Origin of the sequence: Pseudomonas sp. TH06, from assembly GCF_016651305.1 — a bacterium.
GTDB lineage: Bacteria > Pseudomonadota > Gammaproteobacteria > Pseudomonadales > Pseudomonadaceae > Aquipseudomonas.
Map to the genome: position 1 here is coordinate 3,019,238 of NZ_JAEKEC010000001.1, position 22,560 is coordinate 3,041,797.

General features: G+C 58.8%; 20 protein-coding genes and 1 tRNA gene. 9 read left to right on the plus strand and 12 right to left on the minus strand.

What is annotated here, in order from left to right; translation table 11 throughout:
* Positions 1-10 precede the first annotated feature (10 nt).
* From tolR to nadA, 9 genes are all read left to right on the plus strand, one after another.
* Positions 11-463: a protein TolR gene (gene tolR, locus JFT86_RS13570; protein ID WP_161806672.1), complete on the plus strand. Its 453-nt coding sequence runs from the start codon at positions 11-13 to the stop codon at positions 461-463.
* A complete protein-coding gene (gene tolA / locus JFT86_RS13575; RefSeq protein WP_201237057.1) occupies positions 463-1,527 on the plus strand; it encodes a cell envelope integrity protein TolA in 1,065 nt (354 codons plus the stop codon). Before tolR ends, tolA begins: the two co-directional genes overlap by 1 nt.
* 17 nt (positions 1,528-1,544) lie before the next feature.
* Positions 1,545-2,825 (plus strand): Tol-Pal system beta propeller repeat protein TolB, encoded by a 1,281-nt coding sequence (gene tolB, locus JFT86_RS13580; protein ID WP_172828178.1) that lies wholly within the window; start codon positions 1,545-1,547, stop codon positions 2,823-2,825.
* Between the two features lie 52 nt (positions 2,826-2,877).
* Positions 2,878-3,375, plus strand: coding sequence for a peptidoglycan-associated lipoprotein Pal (gene pal / locus JFT86_RS13585; RefSeq protein ID WP_003178634.1), 498 nt, complete (start codon positions 2,878-2,880; stop codon positions 3,373-3,375).
* Between the two features lie 6 nt (positions 3,376-3,381).
* The gene (ybgF, locus tag JFT86_RS13590) at positions 3,382-4,218 is read left to right on the plus strand and encodes a tol-pal system protein YbgF (RefSeq protein ID WP_201237058.1); all 837 of its coding nucleotides are present in this window, start codon (positions 3,382-3,384) and stop codon (positions 4,216-4,218) included.
* 166 nt (positions 4,219-4,384) lie between these two features.
* Positions 4,385-5,032 (plus strand): 7-carboxy-7-deazaguanine synthase QueE, encoded by a 648-nt coding sequence (queE, locus tag JFT86_RS13595; protein WP_201237059.1) that lies wholly within the window; start codon positions 4,385-4,387, stop codon positions 5,030-5,032.
* Position 5,033: 1 nt separating this feature from the next.
* On the plus strand, positions 5,034-5,726 hold the full coding sequence (gene queC, locus JFT86_RS13600) for a 7-cyano-7-deazaguanine synthase QueC (RefSeq protein ID WP_201237060.1): 693 nt from the start codon (positions 5,034-5,036) through the stop codon (positions 5,724-5,726).
* Positions 5,727-5,788: 62 nt separating this feature from the next.
* Positions 5,789-5,864: transfer RNA gene (locus JFT86_RS13605), tRNA-Lys, on the plus strand.
* Positions 5,865-6,135: 271 nt separating this feature from the next.
* Complete coding sequence (gene nadA / locus JFT86_RS13610) at positions 6,136-7,194, plus strand: quinolinate synthase NadA (protein WP_103303962.1); 1,059 nt, start codon at positions 6,136-6,138, stop codon at positions 7,192-7,194.
* Between the two features lie 135 nt (positions 7,195-7,329).
* On the opposite strand, the gene JFT86_RS13615 is transcribed toward nadA, so the two are convergent.
* The 12 genes from JFT86_RS13615 to arcD all read right to left on the minus strand — a co-directional run bounded on the left by JFT86_RS13615 (position 7,330) and on the right by arcD (position 22,113).
* The gene (locus JFT86_RS13615) at positions 7,330-7,818 is read right to left on the minus strand and encodes an RDD family protein (protein ID WP_201237061.1); all 489 of its coding nucleotides are present in this window, start codon (positions 7,816-7,818) and stop codon (positions 7,330-7,332) included.
* 96 nt (positions 7,819-7,914) lie between these two features.
* Positions 7,915-8,127, minus strand: coding sequence for a cold-shock protein (locus JFT86_RS13620; RefSeq protein ID WP_003227496.1), 213 nt, complete (start codon positions 8,125-8,127; stop codon positions 7,915-7,917).
* Positions 8,128-8,532: 405 nt separating this feature from the next.
* Positions 8,533-9,657: a glycine cleavage system aminomethyltransferase GcvT gene (gcvT, locus tag JFT86_RS13625; protein WP_201237062.1), complete on the minus strand. Its 1,125-nt coding sequence runs from the start codon at positions 9,655-9,657 to the stop codon at positions 8,533-8,535.
* Positions 9,658-9,708: 51 nt separating this feature from the next.
* Positions 9,709-11,085 carry an L-serine ammonia-lyase gene (locus tag JFT86_RS13630; protein WP_201237063.1) on the minus strand — a complete coding sequence of 459 codons (1,377 nt, stop codon included), beginning with the start codon at positions 11,083-11,085 and terminating at the stop codon, positions 9,709-9,711.
* A gap of 200 nt (positions 11,086-11,285) precedes the next feature.
* Positions 11,286-14,153: an aminomethyl-transferring glycine dehydrogenase gene (gene gcvP, locus JFT86_RS13635; protein ID WP_201238598.1), complete on the minus strand. Its 2,868-nt coding sequence runs from the start codon at positions 14,151-14,153 to the stop codon at positions 11,286-11,288.
* On the minus strand, positions 14,150-14,533 hold the full coding sequence (gene gcvH, locus JFT86_RS13640) for a glycine cleavage system protein GcvH (protein ID WP_201237064.1): 384 nt from the start codon (positions 14,531-14,533) through the stop codon (positions 14,150-14,152). The genes gcvP and gcvH overlap by 4 nt, the downstream gene beginning before the upstream one ends.
* Before the next feature lie 434 nt (positions 14,534-14,967).
* Entirely contained in the window at positions 14,968-16,476 is a 1,509-nt protein-coding gene (locus tag JFT86_RS13645) for a sigma-54-dependent transcriptional regulator (protein WP_201237065.1), read from the minus strand.
* A gap of 210 nt (positions 16,477-16,686) precedes the next feature.
* Positions 16,687-17,049 (minus strand): DUF5064 family protein, encoded by a 363-nt coding sequence (locus tag JFT86_RS13650; protein ID WP_201237066.1) that lies wholly within the window; start codon positions 17,047-17,049, stop codon positions 16,687-16,689.
* Between the two features lie 62 nt (positions 17,050-17,111).
* Positions 17,112-18,041, minus strand: a complete 930-nt coding sequence (gene arcC, locus JFT86_RS13655) for a carbamate kinase (RefSeq protein WP_201237067.1) — start codon at positions 18,039-18,041, stop codon at positions 17,112-17,114.
* Between the two features lie 259 nt (positions 18,042-18,300).
* A complete protein-coding gene (locus JFT86_RS13660) occupies positions 18,301-19,311 on the minus strand; it encodes an ornithine carbamoyltransferase (RefSeq protein ID WP_201237068.1) in 1,011 nt (336 codons plus the stop codon).
* A gap of 83 nt (positions 19,312-19,394) precedes the next feature.
* Positions 19,395-20,651: an arginine deiminase gene (gene arcA, locus JFT86_RS13665; protein WP_201237069.1), complete on the minus strand. Its 1,257-nt coding sequence runs from the start codon at positions 20,649-20,651 to the stop codon at positions 19,395-19,397.
* Positions 20,652-20,685: 34 nt separating this feature from the next.
* The gene (arcD, locus tag JFT86_RS13670; RefSeq protein WP_201237070.1) at positions 20,686-22,113 is read right to left on the minus strand and encodes an arginine-ornithine antiporter; all 1,428 of its coding nucleotides are present in this window, start codon (positions 22,111-22,113) and stop codon (positions 20,686-20,688) included.
* Between the last annotated feature and the right edge of the window lie 447 nt (positions 22,114-22,560).

Sequence of the window (22,560 nt, forward strand, 5' to 3'; positions counted from 1 at the left end):
AATGGCTTTAATCGCTCGAGCTCGCAAAAAGCGCAAGCCGGTCGCCGAGATGAACGTGGTGCCTTACATCGACGTGATGTTGGTACTGCTGGTCATCTTCATGGTGACCGCGCCGATGCTCAATCAGGGCGTGAAAGTTGATCTGCCCAAGGTTTCCAGCGAAGCCTTGCCGCAGGACAACAACACTCAGGTCCTGACCATTTCGATCAAGGCTGACAAGACCTACTACTGGAACCTTGGCAGCGAAGTCGACACCGAGAAGCAGCAGGACAGGGCCATGACCCTGCCGCAGATGACCGATGCGGTGACCAAGATCATTCGCGCCGGCACCGAAGGCGGCAAGCGTACGCAGGTCTTTATCCGCGGCGACAAAACCGTTGATTATGGTTCCGTCATGGGCGCCATGGGCGGATTGCAGAAAGCCGGGGTCGGTAATGTTGGTTTGATTACCGAGGCCCCCTGATGCAGCAACTGCGAGAGCCGTCCGCCTCGGAAAGCTACTTCTGGCCTAGTGTCTGGGCGATTGTCTTGCACGTGCTGGTATTCGGCATGCTGTTTGTCAGTTTCGCCTTCACACCAGAGCTGCCGCCGGCCAAGCCGATTGTCCAGGCGACCCTGTACCAACTGAAATCGAAAAGTCAGGCAACCACCCAGACCAATCAGAAGATTGCGGGTGAGGCGAAGAAATCCGCCGCGCGCCAGACCGAAGTCGAGCAGATGGAGCAGAAAAAGGTCGAGCAGGAAGCGGTGAAAGCTGCGGAACAAAAGAAAGAAGAAGCGGCTCAAAAGGCCGAGGAAGCCAAGAAGGCCGACGAGGCTAAGAAAGCGGACGAGGCGAAGAAGGCTGATGATGCCAAGAAAGCCGACGACGCGAAGAAAGCCGAGGCCAAGAAGGCAGAAGAGAAACAATTGGCTGATATAGCCAAGAAGAAGGCTGAAGAAGAGGCTAAGGAAGAAGCCAAAAAAGAAGCCGCTGAAGAAGCCAAGAAGAAAATCGTCGAAGACGCGAAGAAGAAAGCCGCCGAAGACGCCAAGAAGAAAGCTGAAGCTGAAGAGGCGAAGAAGAAAATCGCCGACGAAGCGAAGAAGAAAGCTGCTGCCGATGCTGCGAAGAAGAAAGCGCAGGATGCGGCACGTAAATCGACCGAAGACAAAAAGGCTCAGGCCTTGGCCGATCTGCTTTCCGACACGCCGCAGCGCCAGCAGGCCTTGGCTGATGAGCAGGGTGACGAAGTCGCGGGCAGTTTCGATGACCTGATTCGTGCGCGGGCAGCGGAAGGTTGGGCTCGTCCACCTTCGGCACGCAAAGGCATGACGGTCGTGCTGCAAATCGGCATGTTGCCGGACGGTACGGTGACTTCGGTCAGCGTGTCCAAATCCAGTGGCGACGGTCCGTTCGATGCTTCGGCAGTGGCGGCGGTCAAAAATATTGGACGTTTGACAGAAATGCAGGGAATGAAGCCGAGCGATTTCGCTCCGTATCGTTCATTCAAGATGACATTCACACCTGAGGATCTAGCCTTGTGAGAAACCTTCTTCGAGGAATGCTGGTCGTGATCTGCTGCATGGCAGGGATCGCGATGGCTGATGAAAAGAACATTCTGGTCACCAGCGGCAGCGATCGGGCTACTCCGATCGCCGTTGTACCGTTCGGTATGCAGGGCGGTGCTGTCCTTCCGGACGACATGGCTGAAATCATTGGTAACGATTTGCGTAACTCGGGCTACTACTCGCCGATTCCAAAGCAAAACATGATCAGCCAGCCAAGCCAGCCGAGCGAAATCATCTTCCGTGACTGGAAGGCGGTAGGTGCTCAGTACATGATGGTCGGCAGCATTGCTCCAGCCGGCGGTCGCCTGCAGGTGCAGTGGGCACTGTTCAACGTGGCCACCGAACAAAAAGTGGCAGACGGCAGTGTTTCCGGTACCACCGAGCAACTGCGCGATATGGCGCACTTCATCTCCGACCAGTCGTTCCAGAAACTGACCGGTATCGAAGGTGCGTTTTCGACTCGCCTGCTCTATGTGACGGCTGAACGCTTCTCCGAGAAGAACACCCGTTACACCCTGCAGCGTTCGGACTACGACGGTGCTCGCGCCGTGACTCTGTTGCAATCGCGCGAGCCGATCCTGTCGCCGCGTTTCGCACCGGATGGCAAGCGCATTGCCTACGTGTCGTTTGAACAGAAGCGTCCGCGTATCTTCATGCAGAACATCGACACCGGTCGCCGTGAGCAGATCACCAACTTCGAAGGCCTGAACGGCGCGCCAGCCTGGTCGCCGAATGGCGATCGCCTGGCATTTGTATTGTCGAAGGACGGTAACCCGGACATCTACGTGATGAACCTGGCTTCGCGTCAGATTACCCGTGTAACTGCGGGCCCTGGCATCAATACCGAACCGTACTGGGGCAAGGATGGCTCGACCATCTACTTCACGTCCGACCGTGGCGGCAAGCCGCAGATCTACAAAACCAGCGCCAGTGGCGGCGGTGCCGAGCGAGTGACCTTCATTGGTAACTACAACGCCAACCCGAAACTGTCGGCTGATGAAAAGACTTTGGTGATGATCCATCGTCAGGATGGCTTCACCAATTTCAAGGTGGCAGCTCAGGATCTACAGCGAGGTAGTGTAAAGATCCTCACTGATAGCACTCTGGACGAGTCACCCACTGTTGCGCCCAACGGCACCATGGTAATCTACGCCACCCGCCAGCAGGGCCGGGGAGTCTTGATGCTCGTGTCCATTAATGGACGCGTTAGGCTCCCGCTTCCTACCGCTCAAGGCGAAGTCAGAGAACCGTCCTGGTCCCCTTACCTGAAGTGAGCGGGCGCTACACGTTTTACTTAACACACTGGGGTTCATTAGGAGTTTCACGATGGAAATGCTGAAGTTTGGTAAATTTGCTGCGCTGGCTCTGGCCATGGCTGTAGCTGTAGGTTGCTCGTCCAAAGGCGGCGACAACGCCGGTGAAGGCGCTGTTGATCCAAACGCTGGTTACGGCGCAAACACTGGTGCCGTTGACGGTTCCCTGAGCGAAGAAGCTGCTCTGCGCGCAATCACCACCTTCTACTTCGAATACGACAGCTCGGACCTGAAGCCAGAAGCCATGCGCGCTCTGGACGTTCACGCCAAAGACCTGAAAGCAAACGGCGCTCGCGTTGTTCTGGAAGGCAACACCGACGAACGTGGTACTCGTGAGTACAACATGGCACTGGGCGAGCGTCGTGCGAAAGCCGTTCAACGCTACCTGGTACTGCAAGGTGTTTCCCCAGCTCAGCTGGAACTGGTTTCCTACGGCGAAGAGCGTCCAGTTGCTACCGGCAACGACGAGCAGTCCTGGGCTCAAAACCGTCGCGTCGAACTGCGTAAGTAATTCGATATGCGAACGTGCCGTCGTGCTGTAACTGTTCTGGCTCTCAGCCTCGCGCCGCTTGCGGCGTGGGCTGCGGTTCCTGTGGTCGATGACAACTCCGGTTATAACAATAGCGGGAGTAGTTATCCGCCTGCGGGTTACGGTACGAACGGCGCCTATGCCGGGGGAGCGGCTTCGGCCCCTGCCTCGGCACAAGGCATGCTGTTCAACCAACTGCAACAAATGCAGGATCAGATTTCGCGCCAGCAAGGTGTGATTGAAGAACTGCAGAATCAGGTTGCGCGCATGAAGCAAGAATCCCTGGAGCGATACCAGGATCTTGATCGGCGCATAGGATCCGGTGCTGCACCTGCCGCGACTCCTGAGAATTCTTCTGCCGGTGGCGATGCAAGTGCTGCTGCCGGTGCTGCCGCTGGCGCCGGGGCTACTGCCGCCCAGGCACCTGCTGCAAGTAGTGAACCGGGTGATCCGGCCAAGGAAAAGCTGTATTACGATGCCGCTTTCGACCTGATCAAAGCCAAGGATTTCGACAAGGCCAGCCAGGCCTTCGCCGCTTTCCTGCGCAAATACCCGAACAGCCAATACGCGGGCAACGCCCAGTACTGGTTGGGTGAAGTGAATTTGGCCAAAGGCGATCTGCAAGGTGCAGGTCAAGCGTTTGCCAAGGTTTCGCAGCTGTATCCAAAACACGCCAAAGTGCCGGATTCGCTGTACAAGCTGGCTGATGTAGAGCGCCGCCTGGGTCACACCGACAAGGTCAAAGGCATTCTGCAGCAGGTGGTGTCCCAATATCCGGGCACGTCCGCCGCGCAGTTGGCCCAGCGCGATCTGCAGCGCATGTAACCTCGCTTCACCCGTTTGGAAGAAACCCGCGCTTGTCGCGGGTTTTTTCGTTAGAATTCACGCCCTTTTTCTGAAACACGCTTCTTGTGGTCTACGCGTTGGCGGGATTGCCTGAAGTGCCTGACGGAGGCGGACAGCCTGTTTAGCTGTTACGCCCGTGGCGACTATGCAAGACACATTGAGAATCACCGAAGTTTTCTACTCTTTGCAGGGGGAAACGCGGACCGCCGGGCTGCCCACGGTTTTTGTGCGCCTGACCGGTTGCCCATTGCGTTGCCAATACTGCGACAGTGCCTATGCGTTCAGTGGCGGTACGATCCGCACCCTCGACGACATCCTCGAACAAGTGGCCCGGTTTCGACCGCGCTACGTCTGCGTCACCGGCGGCGAGCCGTTGGCACAGCCGAACGCCATTCCTTTGCTTAAACAGTTGTGTGATGCCGGTTACGAGGTTTCGCTGGAAACCAGCGGCGCTCTCGACGTTTCGGCTGTCGATCCGCGCGTCAGTCGTGTTGTCGATCTGAAGACGCCGGGTTCGAAAGAAGCTCACCGCAACCGTTATGAAAATATCGAACTGCTGACCCCGAACGATCAGGTGAAGTTTGTTATCTGCTCGCGGGAAGACTACGACTGGGCAGTGTCGAAACTGATTCAGTACGGTCTTGAGCGACGTGCCGGCGAAGTGCTGTTCTCGCCAAGCCACCATGACCTGAATGCTCGGGATCTGGCGGACTGGGTGGTGGCCGACAATCTGCCGGTGCGTCTGCAATTGCAGCTGCATAAATATCTTTGGAACGATGAGCCGGGGCGCTGAGATGACTGAACAACTGAACACCACCGAAAAACGTGCAGTCATCCTGCTGTCCGGCGGCCTCGACTCGGCAACCGTCGTAGCCATGGCGCGTGCTGAAGGTTACAGCTGCTACACCATGAGTTTCGATTACGGCCAGCGCTCGCACGCAGAATTGCACGCCGCTGCACGTGTTGCCCGCGACCTGGGGGTGATCGAGCACAAGGTGATTGGCCTCAATCTGAACGGTATGGGCGGCTCGGCGCTGACAGATAGCAGCATCGACATCCCGGAAGAGCTGGGTGAAGGCATCCCGGTCACTTACGTGCCAGCGCGCAACACGGTGTTCCTGTCCCTGGCATTGGGCTGGGCGGAAGTGCTCGGTGCGCGCGACATCTTTATTGGTGTGAACGCCGTGGACTATTCCGGTTACCCGGATTGCCGTCCCGAGTTCATCGAGTCGTTCGAGCGCATGGCGAATCTGGCGACCAAGGCCGGTGTTGAAGGCAATGGGTTTCGCATCCAGGCGCCGTTGCAGAACCTGAGCAAGGCGCAAATCGTCGAGGCAGGGGTGAAGCTCGGTGTCGATTACGGCCTGACCGTTTCCTGCTATCAGGCCGATGACAACGGTCGCGCATGCGGCAAATGCGACAGCTGCCGCCTGCGTGCAGAAGGCTTTGCGGCAGCTGGTGTGGACGACCCAACACCTTATTTTTGATTATTTTCAAAAAGGTGTTGAATAGTCCTTAAAAATCAGTATTATACGCGCCACCACACAGCGGGTCGTTAGCTCAGTTGGTAGAGCAGTTGGCTTTTAACCAATTGGTCGTAGGTTCGAATCCCACACGACCCACCATATTTGGCGGTTTAGAAAATCCGGAAGGCCCACGAAAGTGAGGATTTCCGGGTTTTTTTTTGCCTGCAATTCGGGTGTCTGTTCTTTCAGACCCAGCAGCGCTGACGCAGGTCAGAATCATCTTTTGTATCAACGGGATATTCTGTAGCCTTGCGCAGCTTCAACGCTGTCCGTGCCTGATAATACTCACTCTCCCGGCGGTACCCTCAAGCGGTCCGGAGCCGGGTGTATACTCGACTTTCGCGCGAAAGCGCCTGCAGGTCTTGCGAACATGACGCAGATTTCCGAACGCCTTCTGGTTCAAGCCCACCTCGATGCCAAACAGCCTAAACCGCTGACTGCCGAGGAAGAGGCCTACTACCGTTCCGCCATTGCCGCCGAGCTCAAGGCTCAGGACGCGGTGCTGGTTGCCCACTTTTATTGCGATCCGGTGATTCAGGCTCTGGCCGAAGAAACCGGCGGCTGTGTGTCCGACTCCCTGGAAATGGCCCGCTTCGGCAATGCCCATCCGGCCAAGACCGTAGTGGTCGCCGGCGTGAAGTTCATGGGCGAGACCGCGAAGATTCTCAATCCTGAAAAACGTGTGCTGATGCCGACCCTCGAAGCGACCTGCTCGCTTGACCTGGGTTGCCCGGTGGACGAGTTTTCGGCGTTCTGCGATCAGCACCCGGAGCGCACGGTGGTGGTTTACGCCAACACTTCCGCTGCGGTGAAGGCGCGGGCCGACTGGGTGGTGACATCGAGCTGCGCACTGGAAATCGTCGAAAGCCTGATGGACAACGGCGAGACCATCATCTGGGGGCCGGACAAGCATCTGGGTACCTATATCCAGCGCAAGACCGGCGCTGACATGCTGCTCTGGGACGGTGCCTGCATCGTCCACGAAGAGTTCAAGTCCAAGCAGCTTGAAGACATGAAAGCGCTATACCCGGACGCCGCCATTCTGGTGCACCCGGAATCGCCGACTTCGGTGATCGAATTGGCTGACGCCGTAGGCTCCACCAGTCAATTGATCGCCGCTGCGCAGACGCTGCCGAACAAGACGCTGATTGTCGCCACCGACCGTGGCATCTTCTACAAGATGCAGCAGCTGTGCCCGGACAAGGTCTTCATCGAGGCGCCAACCGCCGGTAACGGCGCTGCGTGCCGCAGTTGCGCACATTGCCCGTGGATGGCCATGAACACCCTTGAGCGCACGCTCAAGAGCTTGAAGGAAGGGACGAACGAGATCTTTGTTGATCCGGCGTTGATTCCGCAGGCGATTCGGCCTTTGAAGCGGATGCTGGACTTTACCCAAGCGGCGCGGATGAAGCTGGCCGGTAACGCCTGAGGTCTTTCAGGCAATAAACAAACCTGTAGGAGTGAGCCTGCTCGCGATGGCGGTGTGTCAGATGGCAATTATGTTTGCTGACATACCGCCATCGCGAGCAGGCTCACTCCTACAGTGGTTTCTGGCGTTTGGAAATTACTTGGTCTTCTTCGGAATCCGCACCACGCGGGTATCGGAATAAATGTCGTGCCACGTGCGCTTCTGCTTGTCATACAGCGACCAGAAGAAGCCCAGGCCCACGCACAGCCACGAAGCGATCGACACCATGAACCGCAGCAGCGACTGCCACAGGCTGATCGCGCTGCCATCGGCGTTCTGCACGCGAATGCCCCACACCTGCATGCCCAGCGTCTGCCCGCCATGGGTCCAGAACTTCGCGAAGAACGCAAACAGCACCAGCAGCAACACTGTTGAGTAGAGCGGGTCGCCGTCGAGTTTGCCGGCGTCGGTCATTGCGCGCAGACGTTCTTCGCCGATGATTGCCGCCTGAATCAGCTTATAAACGAAACCAGTCACGATCAGCAAAGCAGTGCACAACAAAAAGTCATAAAACATCGCGGCCAGACGACGGCCGAGGCCAACGGGAGGAAAGTCGCCCTCAGGGGTGAGCAGGTTTTTCGACATGGCAGCCTCTGGACGCAAAATGAAGCGCCATTTTACGGATTCGCGCGCACAAAAAAGCCCCTGATATCAATATCAGGGGCTTTTTCGTTACAGAGATCAGGCTTCTGCTTGTACTTCGTCAGCCTGCATGCCTTTCTGGCCTTGCACAGCAACGAAAGTCACTTTCTGGCCTTCTTTCAGGCTCTTGAAGCCGTTGCCCTGAATGGCGCGGAAATGCACGAACAGATCCGGACCGCTTTCTGGAGTGATAAAACCAAAACCTTTCTCGTCGTTAAACCACTTGACGGTACCGCTCTGACGTGTGGACATTTCTTATTTCCTTTGACGCAAAAAATTGATGACAGTCTCTTTCTCATGAAAGAGTACTGGGGCTGGTTGCAGGAGAGTAAGAAGACGTCGAACGGGATGTAGCTAACTTGTAGGCTACTGCCCAGGTCACGATTCCAAGCTGACCCATGCAAACACAGTGGAGAAACTCTACGCCAACTACGGGAGAAAAAACAAGCCCCGTGAAGGCCCCGGTTTTGCTGCGCTTGCCGGTACTTAGTCAGTGCACTAGTGCGGGCTTAGACGATTGGCTTGTTCAAATGTTTTCGAACGTTATAAGCAAAGTTCATATTCGAATCGATTGTTAGAAAATGCACTTTTTTGTGGCGATTGCGTTACACATTAGTGCACGCATAACGCAATCGCGTTACTTATAGAAACAGTCAATCAACCCCGATAGTAGCGTTGTGGAACAAATGGCATTTTGCTTACAAGCATTGGCACCTTTTTCCCACGAACGATTGCCCAAACGGTTGTATCGAGGGTGACATAAGCGCTGTCGAGGTAACCCATTGCCAACGGCCCGCCCAGGGTCGGTCCGAAACCGCCACTGCACACGCTGCCGATGATTTCGTCTGCCTCGTTGACGATTTCCGCGCCTTCACGCACTGGGGTGCGCTCTTGTGGCAGCAGGCCGACGCGTTTGCGTGCGACACCGTTCTGTTGCTGGGTAAAGATTTGCTCCGCCCCCGGGAAACCGCCGGCCCGTGCGCCATCAGCGCGACGCGGCTTGGAGATTGCCCACAGCAGGCTGGCTTCGATTGGTGTGGTGTCGGTGTTCATGTCGTGGCCGTACAGGCACAGACCGGCTTCAAGGCGCAGCGAATCGCGAGCACCGAGGCCAATGGCCTGGACTTCTGGCTCGGCGAGCAGGGCGCGAGCGAGTTTCTCCGCAGCGTCAGCCGGCACCGAGATTTCGAAACCGTCTTCACCGGTGTAACCCGAACGGCTGACGAAGCAATCGATGCCCAGCAGATTCACGCGGGCGAATTGCATAAAGGTCATCTGCGCGACAGAAGGGGCAAGACGTGCCAGTACGGTGACAGCGGCAGGACCTTGCAGGGCGAGCAATGCACGCTCCTCGAACAGCGCCGTAATGGTGCACTGATCGCCGATGTGTTGTTGCAGGTGCGCCAGATCCTGATCCTTGCACGCGGCGTTGACCACCAGGAACAGTTCGTCGTTACCGAGGTTGGCGACCATCAGGTCATCGAGAATGCCACCGGTCTCGTTGGTGAACATCGCGTAACGCTGCATGCCCACTGGCAGGTCGATGATGTCCACCGGCACCAGGGTTTCCAGGGCTTTGGCGGCGTTGGCCCCGGTCAGGCGGATCTGGCCCATGTGCGAAACGTCGAACAGCCCGGCCTGCTCACGGGTGTGCTGGTGTTCTTTCATCACGCCCAAGGGGTATTGCACCGGCATGTCGTAGCCGGCGAACGGCACCATGCGGGCGCCGAGTTCGATGTGCAGAGCGTGCAGCGGGGTTTTCGACAGTTGTTCGGTGGACATGCGGAACTCCTTGATTCACGCCAACCCTCTCCCGGAGGGAGAGGAGGCTAATTAGCATTCGATAATGTTGACCGCCAGACCGCCGCGGGCGGTCTCTTTGTATTTGCTTTTCATGTCGGCGCCGGTCTGGCGCATGGTGCGGATGACTTTGTCGAGGGAGACGAAGTGCTGGCCGTCGCCACGCATGGCCATGCGCACCGCGTTGATTGCCTTCACCGAGCCCATCGCATTGCGCTCGATACACGGCACTTGCACCAACCCGCCAATCGGGTCGCAGGTCAGGCCGAGGTTGTGCTCCATGCCGATTTCCGCAGCGTTCTCGACTTGTTGCACGCTGCCGCCGAGCACTTCACACAACGCGCCGGCCGCCATTGAGCAGGCAACGCCGACTTCACCCTGACAACCGACTTCGGCGCCGGAGATCGAGGCGTTTTCCTTGTAGAGAATGCCGATGGCCGCCGCAGTCAGCAGGAAGCGCACCACACCGTCATCATTCGCACCGGGAATAAAGCGCATGTAGTAATGCAAAACAGCGGGAACAATCCCCGCCGCGCCATTGGTTGGCGCCGTCACCACGCGCCCGCCGTTGGCGTTTTCTTCGTTGACTGCCAGTGCGTAAAGGTTGACCCAATCAAGCACCGACAGCGGATCGCGCAACGCCGATTCCGGGTTTTTGCACAACTGCCGATGCAGCGCGGCAGCACGTCGTTTGACCTTCAAGCCGCCGGGCAAGATGCCTTCGTTACGGCAACCGGCGGCGACGCAGTCCTGCATCACTTGCCAGATCTTCAGCAGCCCGGCGCGGGTTTCCGCTTCCGGGCGCCAGGCGCTTTCGTTGGTCAGCATCACCTGACTGATCGACAGACCGTAGGTGGCGCAGTGACCGAGCAAGTCCTTGGCACTTTTGAACGGGAAGGTCAGCGGCGTGGCGTCTTCGACGATACGATCGGCGCCGGCCGCATCCTCATCGACAACAAACCCGCCGCCAACCGAGTAGTACTCGCGGCTGCGAATCTGCAGGCCCGCTGCATCGAAGGCGCGAAAGATCATGCCGTTGGGGTGATAGGCCAGCGGCTTGCGGATCATCGCCAGGTGTTCTTTCTCGTTGAACGCGATGCTGTGTTCACCGAGCAGATTCAGCCGGCCGTTGCCGCGAATTTCTTGCAGGCGCGCGGCGACGGTTTCGGTGTCGACGGTGTCCGGGTGTTCACCTTCAAGGCCGAGCAGCACGGCCTTGTCGCTGCCGTGACCCTTGCCGGTGGCGCCGAGCGAACCGTAGAGCTCGACGCGCACGCTGGCGGTGGCACCGAGCAGGTTTTCCCGGCGCAGGCCTTCCGCGAAGCGCGCAGCAGCACGCATCGGGCCGACGGTGTGGGAGCTGGAGGGACCGATGCCAATCTTGAACAGGTCGAACACGCTTAACGACATGAGTGGTTCTCCGGTTTCTTGTTATAGGAATTGGCGGATGTTGCGGTTCTCCGCGCACCCTTGTAGGAGTGAGCCTGCTCGCGATAGCGGTGTGCCAGATAACAGTTATGTCGACTGATACACCGCTATCGCGAGCAGGCTCACTCCTACAAGGGATCTGCGGTGTGTGCGGGATCAGCGATAACTGATCCCGCATCGGTTTAAGCGTAGCTTTCGATCGACGGGCAGGCGCACACCAGGTTGCGATCACCGAAGACGTTGTCGACACGACCGACCGGCGGCCAGTATTTGCCTTCGATCAACGAGGCGACCGGATACACGGCTTGTTCGCGGCTGTACGGGTGAGTCCACTCGCCGACCAGTTCCGCCGCGGTGTGCGGAGCGTTCTTCAGCGGGTTGTCGTCCTTGTCCAGCGTGCCGTTTTCCACCGCGCGGATTTCTTCGCGGATGCGGATCATGGCGTCGCAGAAGCGGTCCAGTTCTTCCTTGGATTCGCTCTCGGTCGGCTCGATCATCAACGTGCCAGCCACCGGGAACGACATGGTCGGGGCGTGGAAGCCGAAGTCGATCAGACGCTTGGCGACGTCATCGACGCTGATGCCGCTGCTGTCTTTCAATGGACGCAGATCGAGAATGCACTCGTGCGCCACCAGACCGTTGCTGCCGGTGTACAGCACTGGGAAGTGCTCTTCCAGGCGACGGGAAATGTAGTTGGCATTGAGGATCGCCAGTTGCGAAGCGCGCTTCAGACCCGCACCGCCCATCATGCGAATGTACATCCAGGTGATCGGCAGAATGCTCGCGCTGCCGAACGGTGCTGCGCAGACCGCGCCTTCCTTGCGTTCCATCTGGCCATGGCCCGGCAGGAACGGCGTCAGGTGCGACTTGACGCCAATCGGGCCGACGCCCGGGCCGCCACCGCCGTGCGGGATGCAGAAGGTTTTGTGCAGGTTCAGGTGCGAGACGTCGCCGCCGAACTTGCCCGGTGCGCAGAGGCCGACCATCGCGTTCATGTTGGCGCCGTCGATGTACACCTGGCCGCCGTTGTCATGAATGATCCCGCAGATCTCGCGGATGCCTTCTTCGAACACGCCGTGGGTCGACGGGTAGGTGATCATCAGCGCAGCGAGGTGTTCGCGGTGCTCGATGGCTTTGGCGCGCAGGTCTTCGATGTCGACGTTGCCACGCGCATCGCACGCGGTCACAACCACGCGCATGCCAGCCATGTTGGCGGTCGCCGGGTTGGTGCCGTGGGCGGACGAAGGAATCAGGCAGATGTCGCGACGCTCATCGCCACGGCTCTGGTGGTAGGCGCGGATCGCCAGCAGGCCAGCGTATTCACCTTGCGAACCGGCGTTCGGTTGCAGCGAGATCGAGTCGTAACCGGTAGCGGCGCAGAGCATCGCTTCCAGTTCATCGGTCAGTTGCTGATAACCGGCGCTTTGCGCGGCTGGGGCGAACGGGTGCAGGGCGCCGAACTCGGCCCAGGTCACCGGGATCATTTCGCTGGCAGCGTTGAGTTTCATGGTGCACGAGCCCAGCGGGATCATGGTGCGATCCAGTGCCAGGTCCTTGTCCGCCAGTTTGCGCAGGTAGCGCATCAGCTCGGTTTCCGAGTGATAACGGTTGAACACCGGGTGGCTGAGAATCGGCGACTGACGCACCAGCGCCGCCGGGATGGTGCTTTGCACCGAAGTGGCCAGCGCAGCGAAGTCCGGCAGGGTCTTGCCGTCGGCGAACAGGCCCCACAGGGTTTCGATGTCAGCCTGAGTGGTGGTTTCGTCGACCGACAGGCCCAGACGCTGAGCGTCGATTACGCGCAGGTTGATCTGCGCAGCGTGCGCCTTGTCGTGCAGTGCGGCGGTTTGCGCACCGGTGGCGAGGGTCAGGGTGTCGAAGAAGCTTGCCTGCTCGACGGTCTGGCCCAGAGCGGTCAGGCCCTTGGCCAGAATCGCGGTCAGATGATGCACGCGGTTGGCGATCTGCGTCAGGCCTTTCGGGCCGTGGTAGACGGCGTACATGCTGGCGATGTTGGCCAGCAATACCTGCGCGGTGCAGATGTTCGAGGTGGCTTTCTCGCGACGGATGTGTTGTTCGCGGGTTTGCATGGCCAGACGCAGCGCAGGCTTGCCGAAACGGTCAACCGAAACACCGACCAGACGGCCCGGCATGTCGCGCTTGAATGCATCTTTGGTGGAGAAGTAAGCGGCGTGCGGGCCACCGAAGCCCAGCGGCACGCCGAAGCGTTGCGCCGAACCGATGGCGACGTCAGCGCCGAACTCGCCCGGGGCGGTCAGCAGGGTCAGGGCCAGCAGGTCAGCAGCGACCGCGACCAGCGCGTTGGCAGCGTGGAAGCGTTCGGTCAGTTCGCGGTAGTCGAACACATCACCGTTGCTGGCCGGGTATTGCAGCAGCGCGCCGAAGAACGGCGTCACGTCGGTCAGTTCGCGTTCATCGCCAACCACAACGTCGATACCCAACGGCTCGGCACGGGTGCGCAGCACGTCGAGGGTTTGCGGGTGGCTGTGGATCGAGGCGAAGAACTGATGGCTGCCCTTGTTCTTGCTCAGGCGTTTGCAGAAGGTCATGGCTTCGGCAGCGGCAGTGGCTTCGTCGAGCAGGGAAGCGTTGGCGATCGGCAGGCCGGTGAGGTCGCTGATCAGGGTCTGGAAATTCAGCAGCGCTTCGAGACGGCCCTGGGAAATTTCTGGCTGGTATGGGGTGTAAGCGGTGTACCAGGCCGGGTTTTCCAGCAGATTGCGCAGGATCGGCGACGGCGTGTGGCAGTTGTAGTAGCCCTGGCCGATGTAGGTCTTGAACAGCTGATTCTTGCCGGCGATGGATTTGATCATCGCCAGGGCATCGGCTTCGCTCAGGCCGTCATCCATGCCGAGCACGCTGGTGCCCTTGATGCTTTCCGGGATGACGCTGGCGCTCAGGGCTTCGAGCGAGTCGAAACCGAGGCTGTTGAGCATGGCTTGCTCGTCACCGGCGCGCGGGCCGATGTGACGGGCGATGAATTCGTTGGCGGTGCCGAGGTTTACTTGGGTCATGTCGTTACTCCTCAGGCTTCGGCTTGGGCTTTGATCAGACGGTCGTAAGCGTCCTGATCCAGCAATTTGCCGACAGCGGCGGCGTCGCTTGGCTGGAAGCGGAAGAACCAGCCTTGGCCCAGCGGATCTTCGTTGACCAGTTCCGGGGCGTCTTCCAGTGCCGGGTTCACTTCCAGCACTTTACCGTCGAGCGGCATGTACACGCCGCTGGCGGCTTTTACCGATTCCACGGTGGCGGCTTCGGCGCCTTTTTCGTAAGTCTGCAGTTCAGGCAGTTGCACGAACACCACGTCGCCCAAGGCGTTCTGCGCGAAAGCGGTGATGCCGACAGTGACAGAGCCGTCAGCTTCGGCGCGTAGCCATTCGTGATCTTCAGTAAAACGCAACTCGCTCATGGAAACTCCTCAGGGGCCAGACTCGTCTGGTGGACGCGGTTGAAGGCGTGGGCAGGGAAGCCCTTATTTATGAAGGGTTGATTAGCAAGAACGCGGCCAAGGTTGATTTTTATATATAAATCAATGATTTATGTATTTAAGAGAGGTGGTTGTCTTGAGCGCGTGTAGCGAAATCGCTACAGCATGGAGCGAGGAAAAAAGCTGAACGGGATCAAAGCCTTGCACAGCGGTAACTGGAGAGGGGTGTAGCGATATCGTTCCGCTGTAGCGCTTTCAGTACAGTTTCAGGTCGTTTTTAGCGCGAATCTCAGATCTGCCACCAACCCTTGTAGGAGTGAGCCTGCTCGCGATAGCGGTGTGTCAGACGCCGCAAATGTTGAAGGTCAGACCGCTATCGCGAGCAGGCTCACTCCTACAGTGGATTTGTGGGGTGTTCAGGTTTTGTTGGGGATGCCGTACTTGCGCAACCGATGGGCGATGGCGGTGTGCGAAGTTTGCAGGCGGCTGGCCAGTTGCCGGGTCGACGGGTAGCTGACGTAGAGTTTTTCCAGCAGTGACTTTTCGAACGACTCGACCGCTTGTTCGAGGCTGTCGACGTCGCTGTCGGTCTGCCTCGCGACCGAGGTGCCGGCAATGTCGAGATCGCCGATGTCGACCAGACTGCTTTCGCAGATCGCCGCAGCGCGGAAGATCACATTCTGCAGTTGGCGCACGTTGCCCGGCCAGCGGTTGCCGAGCAGTGCCGGATAAGTGCCCGGCGCCAAGCGGCAGACCGGGCGCTGGATCTGCGCGCAGGCCTGCTGCATGAAGTAACGGGCGAGCAGCAGAATGTCCTGACCGCGTTCGCGCAGCGGCGGTACTTCAACGTTGAGCACATTGAGGCGATAGAACAGGTCTTCGCGAAACAGTCCTTCGCTGACCATTTTTTCCAGATCACGGTGAGTCGCGCTGAGGATCCGCACGTTGACCTTCACCTCGCGATCGCCACCGACGCGGCGGAAGCTGCCGTCATTGAGAAAACGCAGCAGTTTCGCCTGCAAGTACGGCGACATCTCGCCGATCTCGTCGAGAAACACCGTGCCCTGGTTGGCCAGTTCCATCAGCCCCGGTTTACCGCCCCGCGCCGCGCCGGTAAAGGCGCCGGGGGCGTAGCCGAACAGTTCACTCTCGGCGAGGTTCTCCGGCAGGGCCGCGCAGTTCAGTGCGAGAAACGGCGCGCTGTGCCGCGCACTGATGGCGTGGCACGCACGGGCCACCAGTTCTTTACCAGTGCCGGTTTCGCCTTGGATCAACAATGGCGCGTCGAGCGCCGCGACTCGCTGGGCGCGGGCCTTCAACGTACGGATTGCCGGGGATTCGCCGAGCAGGGCATCGAAACCTTCGGCGTGGTCATGGTGCAGCGCCGAGAGTTGTTCGCCGATGCGATTCGGTTGATACAGGGTCAGCAGGGCGCCGGCGTCGGTGATCGGCGTGGCATCGAGCAACAGGGTCTGGCCGTTGACGGTGATCTCGCGCAGCGGCAGGCGGAAGCCGTGTTCGAGCAGGGTGTCGAGCAGGGCGGGGTCGTTGAACAGTTCAGCGACACTTTCCCCCGCGGGCTCGCGACCGTACAACGCGATCAATGCCGGGTTGGCCAGCAGCACCTTGCCGGCGCTGTCGAGCGCGAGCACCGGGTCAGTCATCGCCGCCAGCAATGCATCGAGCTGCAAGTGCCGGCGCTGGCCGGGGAGGATGTCGACCACGGTCACCGCTTCCACGCCGCGTACGCGAAACAGCGCATCCTTCAGTTCTTCGAGCACTTGCGGGCTCAGGGTCGGCGCGTCGATGTAGACGTTCGGCGGGATCATCTCCACCGCATCCAGATTGAGATTGCGCCCACCGAGGATAGCCAGGACTTCCTGGGTGATGCCGACGCGGTCGATGAAGCTGACGTGGATACGCATTGGGCGGTTCAGTGATCTGCGGAGCGAAGGGTGGCAAGTATGCCTTGGGGCGGGGGATTGGTGAAACCGGGCGCAGGATTTATGCCCAACACGAACCCCTGTAGGAGTGAGCCTGCTCGCGATAGCGGTGGGTCAGTCAACATAATTGTTATCTGACACACCGCTATCGCGAGCAGGCTCACTCCTACAGGGGATGTGCAAAAACTCAGATTATTCGAAATGCTCGGGATTGACCGGATCCCCGGAATGCATATTCAACTGCGTGCGGATGTCTTCAAACACCAAGTCGTAAGGTTTGTGCACCGAGCCGATCTGGCTGTGAGTCTTGGGAATCCCGTATTTCTCGGCAATCCTGGTGACGTCACGGGCGAAGTTGTAAGCCTCTTCCTTGGGCAGGAAAAACGTTTCCTTCATGTCCTTGCCCTGCATGCTGCCATGCAGGGTGAACTGTATCCCTTTGCCTTTTTGCGGATCGGTGAACACTTCATAGTCGAGGCACACGTTGTAACTGACGTCGTCGTCGGTCAGTGCGTGCCGCTCGATATGCAAATGACCGGGTTCGAACTGGGCCATGGGTTTCTCCTTTCAAAGCATGGGAGAAGGGCAGACCTCACGCCTGCCCCCGGAGTTTCTGGTTATCGATAGGTGATACCGGGCTTCGCCGTGCTGACCCGAGTACCGGCGGTGCCCTGAACGATGGCTTCGATGTCTGCCAGCGAACCGATCACCGCAACCTTGCCAGTATGGCGTGCGAATTCGCAGGCTGCCTGAACCTTTGGCCCCATGGACCCGGCGGCGAAACCGAGGCGTTCGAGTTCGTCCGGATGCGCCTCGGCGATGGCTTTCTGGGTGGGTTTACCGTAATCGATGAACGCCGCGTTGACGTCGGTAGCGATCACCAGCAAATCCGCCGCCAGTTGTTCCGCCAGCAGAGACGAGCACAGGTCCTTGTCGATCACCGCCTCGATGCCCTTGAGGTTACGGTTCTCGTCATACATGGTCGGAATGCCGCCGCCACCGGCGCAAATCACGATGCTGCCCTTGTCCAGCAGCCACTTGATCGGACGGATTTCGAAGATGCGTTTTGGTCGTGGACTGGCCACCACACGGCGGAACTTGTCGCCGTCGGGAGCGATGGCCCAGCCTTTTTCGGCGGCGAGTTTTTCCGCTTCAGCCTTGTCGTAGACCGGGCCGATTGGCTTGGTCGGGTTCTTGAAGGCCGGGTCGTTGGCGTCGACTTCAACCTGGGTCAGCAGGGTGGCGAACGGCACTTCGAAGTCCAGCAGGTTGCCCAGTTCCTGTTCGATGATGTAGCCGATCATGCCTTCGGTTTCGGCACCGAGCACGTCCAGCGGGTAAGGGGAGACGGAAGTGTAGGCCGCGGCTTGCAGCGACAGCAGGCCGACTTGCGGGCCATTGCCGTGGGCGATGACCAGTTGATTGCCGGGATGGATCTTGGCGATTTGCTCGGTGGCGATGCGGATGTTGGCGCGCTGGTTGTCAGCGGTCATCGGCTCACCACGGCGGAGCAGGGCGTTACCGCCCAGAGCTACGACGATACGCATGGTGCATGTCCTTCTTCATGTAGGAGCTGCCGAAGGCTGCGATCTTTTGATCCTGATCCTCAAAAACAAGATCAAAAGATCGCAGCCTTCGGCAGCTCCTACAGGTGATGGTTTACGGCTCGGTGCGATTCCTGTGGGAGCCGGGCTTGCCCGCGATGGCGCCGGGTCAGTCAGCATTCTCGTCGGCTGACACACCGCTATCGCTGGCAAGCCAGCTCCCACATTGACCGTGTCTCGTCAGGGGGAGCGGGTGAGCTTTTTAGATATCCGCCAACGCCGACACCAGAATGGCCTTGATGGTGTGCATGCGGTTTTCCGCTTGCTCGAAGGCAATGTTGGCCGGGGATTCGAAGACCTCTTCCGTCACTTCGACGCCGTTGGCCAGGTGCGGATAGCGCGCGGCGATGTCTTTGCCGACCTTGGTTTCACTGTTGTGGAACGCCGGCAGGCAGTGCATGAATTTCACCCGTGGGTTGCCGGAGGCTTTCATCATCTTGGTGTTGACCTGGTACGGCAGCAGTTGCTCGATGCGCTCATCCCACGCTTCCACCGGCTCACCCATCGACACCCAGATGTCGGTATGGATGAAGTCGACACCTTTGACCGCTTCTTTCGGGTCTTCGGTGAGGGTGATGCGCGCGCCGCTTTCTTCGGCGAATTCTTTGCACTGGGCAATGAAATCAGCGTGTGGCCACAGCGCTTTCGGTGCAGCAATGCGCACGTCCATGCCCAGTTTGGCGCCGATCATCAGCAGCGAATTACCCATGTTGTAACGGGCGTCACCGAGGTAGGCGTAGCTGATGTCATGCATCGGCTTGTCGCTGTGTTCGCGCATGGTCAGCACGTCGGCAATCATTTGCGTCGGGTGGAATTCAGCGGTCAAACCGTTGAACACCGGCACACCGGCGAACTTGGCCAGTTCTTCGACGATTTCCTGTTCGAAGCCACGGTACTCGATGGCGTCAAACATCCGGCCCAGTACGCGGGCGGTGTCTTTCATGCTTTCTTTGTGGCCGATCTGCGACGAAACAGGGTCAATGTAGGTGACGTGAGCACCCTGGTCGTGGGCCGCGACTTCGAAGGCGCAACGGGTACGAGTCGAGGTTTTTTCAAAGATCAGCGCGATGTTCTTGCCTTGCAGGTGTGGACGCTCGGTGCCGGTGTACTTGGCGCGCTTGAGGTCGCGGGACAGGTCGATCAGGTAGTTGAGCTCGCGAGTGGTGTGGTGCATCAAGCTCAGCAAGCTGCGGTTGCGCATATTAAAAGCCATGATGGATCTCCTTCGGTGTCGGTTATCCCCCTGGCCGTGACCTTCTGTTGAACGAAGGTAAGTGCCGGCCAGGGCTCAGAGGTTTAGTAATCGATAGGGTCGCGGATGATCGGGCAGGTCATGCAGTGGCCGCCGCCACGGCCACGGCCCAGTTCGCCGGCGCTGATGGTGATGACCTCCACGCCCGCCTTGCGCAGCAGGGTGTTGGTGTAGGTGTTGCGGTCGTAGCCGATGACCACGCCCGGTTCCACCGCCACCACGTTGTTGCCGTCGTCCCATTGCTCGCGTTCGGCGGCGAAGCTGTTGCCACCGGTTTCAACCACGCGCAGCTTCGGCAGGTTGAGGGCTTTGGCGACGGTGTCGAGGAAGCTCGATTCTTCGCGGCGGATATCGATGCCGCCCTGTTTGCTTTCGTCAGGGCGCAGAGTGAACGCGACGATCTGATTGACCACCTCAGGGAAAATCGTCACGAGGTCGCGGTCGCAGAAGCTGAACACGGTGTCCAGGTGCATCGCCGCGCGGGATTTCGGCAGGCCGGCGACGATGACTTTTTCCACCGCTTTGTTCTTGAACAGGTTCAGCGCCAGTTGGCCGATGGCCTGACGGGATGAGCGCTCGCCCATACCGATCAACACCACGCCGTTGCCGATCGGCATGACGTCGCCGCCTTCCAGGGTCGAGCTGCCGTGATCCTTGTCCGGGTCGCCGTACCAGATTTCGAAATCGGCGTTGGTGAACTGTGGGTGGAATTTGTAGATGGCAGTCGCCAACAAGGTTTCCTGACGACGCGCCGGCCAGTACATCGGGTTCAGCGTCACGCCACCGTAGATCCAGCACGTGGTGTCGCGGGTGAACTGGGTGTTCGGCAGCGGCGGCAGAATGAAGCTGGAGTGGCCGAGGAAGTCGCGGAACATCTGAATGGTCTTGCCACCGAAGCTGTCCGGCAGATCATCGGCGGACACGCCGCCAATCAGGAATTCGGCGATGTGTCGTGGCTCCAGGCTTTTCAGCCAGGATTTCACTTCGTTGATCAGACCCAGGCCCACCGAATCGGCGGTGACCTTGCGTTCAAGAATCCAGTCCAGCGCCTCAGGGATGGCGACGATGTCGGTCAGCAGGTTGTGCATTTCCAGCACATCGATCCCGCGTTCGCGCATCTTGGTGACGAAGTCGAAATGGTCGCGCTTGGCCTGGGCGACCCAGAGCACGTCATCGAACAGCAGTTCATCGCAGTTGTTCGGGGTCAGCCGCTGGTGGGCCAGACCTGGGGAGCAAACCATGACTTTGCGCAGTTTGCCGGCTTCGGAATGTACGCCGTACTTAACTTTTTCCGTGGTCATTGCAGTGATCCTCCAGAGATAAAACTGTTGGCAATTACAGAGTCAGGAAGCCGTCGTAGAGACCGTAGGCTGCCACCAGGGCACCGACGACCACCGCGGCGAAAATAAGCTTCTCGATGTTGGTGAAAACCGCTTGTTTGAGTTCCAGCTTGGCCTTGGCGAACAGGATCGCGCCGGGCGCATAAAGCAGAGCCGAAAGCAGCAGGTACTTGACGCCGCCGGCGTAGAGCAGCCAGACCGCATAGATCAGGGCGATGCCGCCGATGATCAGATCCTTGCGCCGCTCGGCCGCGAAGCCTTCGTAGGTTTCGCCACGTACCGCCAGCAGCAGGGCATACGCCGCGGACCACAGGTACGGCACCAGAATCATCGAAGTGGCGAGGTAGATCAGCGACAGGTAAGTGCTGGCCGAGAACAGGGTGATGATGAGGAAAATCTGCACCATCGCGTTGGTCAGCCACAGGGCATTGACCGGCACGTGGTTGGCGTTTTCCTTGCGCAGGAACTCCGGCATGGTGTGGTCTTTGGCGGCGGCGAACATGATCTCCGCACACAACAGGACCCACGACAGCAGAGCACCCAACAGCGAGATGATCAGACCGACGCTGATCAGCACTGCGCCCCAATGACCGACCACATGTTCAAGCACGGCCGCCATCGACGGGTTCTGCAGTTTCGCCAGCTCAGGCTGAGTCATGATGCCCAGCGACAGCACGTTCACTAGCACCAGAAACAGCAGCACGGTGATGAAGCCGATCACGGTGGCCTTGCCGACGTCCGAGCGTTTTTCCGCCCGGGCCGAGAAGATGCTCGCGCCCTCGATGCCGATGAACACCCATACGGTGACCAGCATCATGTTGCGCACCTGGTTCATCACGCTGCCCAGGTCCGGGTTTTTCACGCCCCAGATGTCAGCGGTGAAGATGTCCAGTTTGAAAGCGAAAATCGCGATCAGTACGAACAGCAGCAGTGGCACGACCTTGGCGACCGTGGTCACCAGGTTGATGAACGCCGCTTCCTTGATACCGCGCAGCACCAGGAAGTGCACCGCCCACAGCAGCACGGACGCCCCGATGACGGCGGCAACCGTGTTGCCTTCACCGAAAACCGGGAAGAAGTAGCCGAGGGTACTGAACAGCAGAACGAAGTAACCGACGTTGCCCAGCCAGGCACTGATCCAGTAACCCCAGGCGGACGAGAAACCCATGTAGTCGCCGAAACCGGCCTTGGCGTAGGCGTAGACACCGCCGTCGAGGTCAGGCTTGCGATTGGCGAGGGTCTGGAAGACAAAAGCGAGGGTGAGCATGCCGACGGCGGTGATGGCCCAACCGATCAGCACTGCACCGACATCGGCGCTGGCGGCCATGTTTTGTGGCAAAGAGAATATCCCGCCACCGATCATTGAGCCGACTACCAATGCAACCAGTGCACCTAGTCGTAGTTTTCCGGGAGCTTCAGACATTGCATGACTCCATTGCAGGAGAGAAGAGTTCACAGCGTAGGACTGTTGACTGTTCGACCAACTGACATAGATCAGTGCATAGGCACATTCCATTGTTAATGAATGACTTAGGTCTCGGATGCAGGCATAAAGCTATTGTCTGTAAGGCCCGTCCTAGAGGGGTTTGGTGTGGGTTTTTGGGAATGGCTATTATTACTTTCGAATTATCACGCTAGTTCTTTTTCAGCTTTTGGCAAATTTTCAGCATCTGTTTTCAGTACAGAATTGATTTATTAGGATCAGCGCACAAAACTGTCTTAACGTGCTAGGCGTTAGCGTCATCGGCTATATATAAGTTGACGTTTTTCGGTGTTATCCAATAAACGTTATTAGTGTTTATCCATTTAGTTAATGTTCGATGAACACATCTATCCTGTCTGGTACCCAAATCCAGCAAGCACGCGGTAC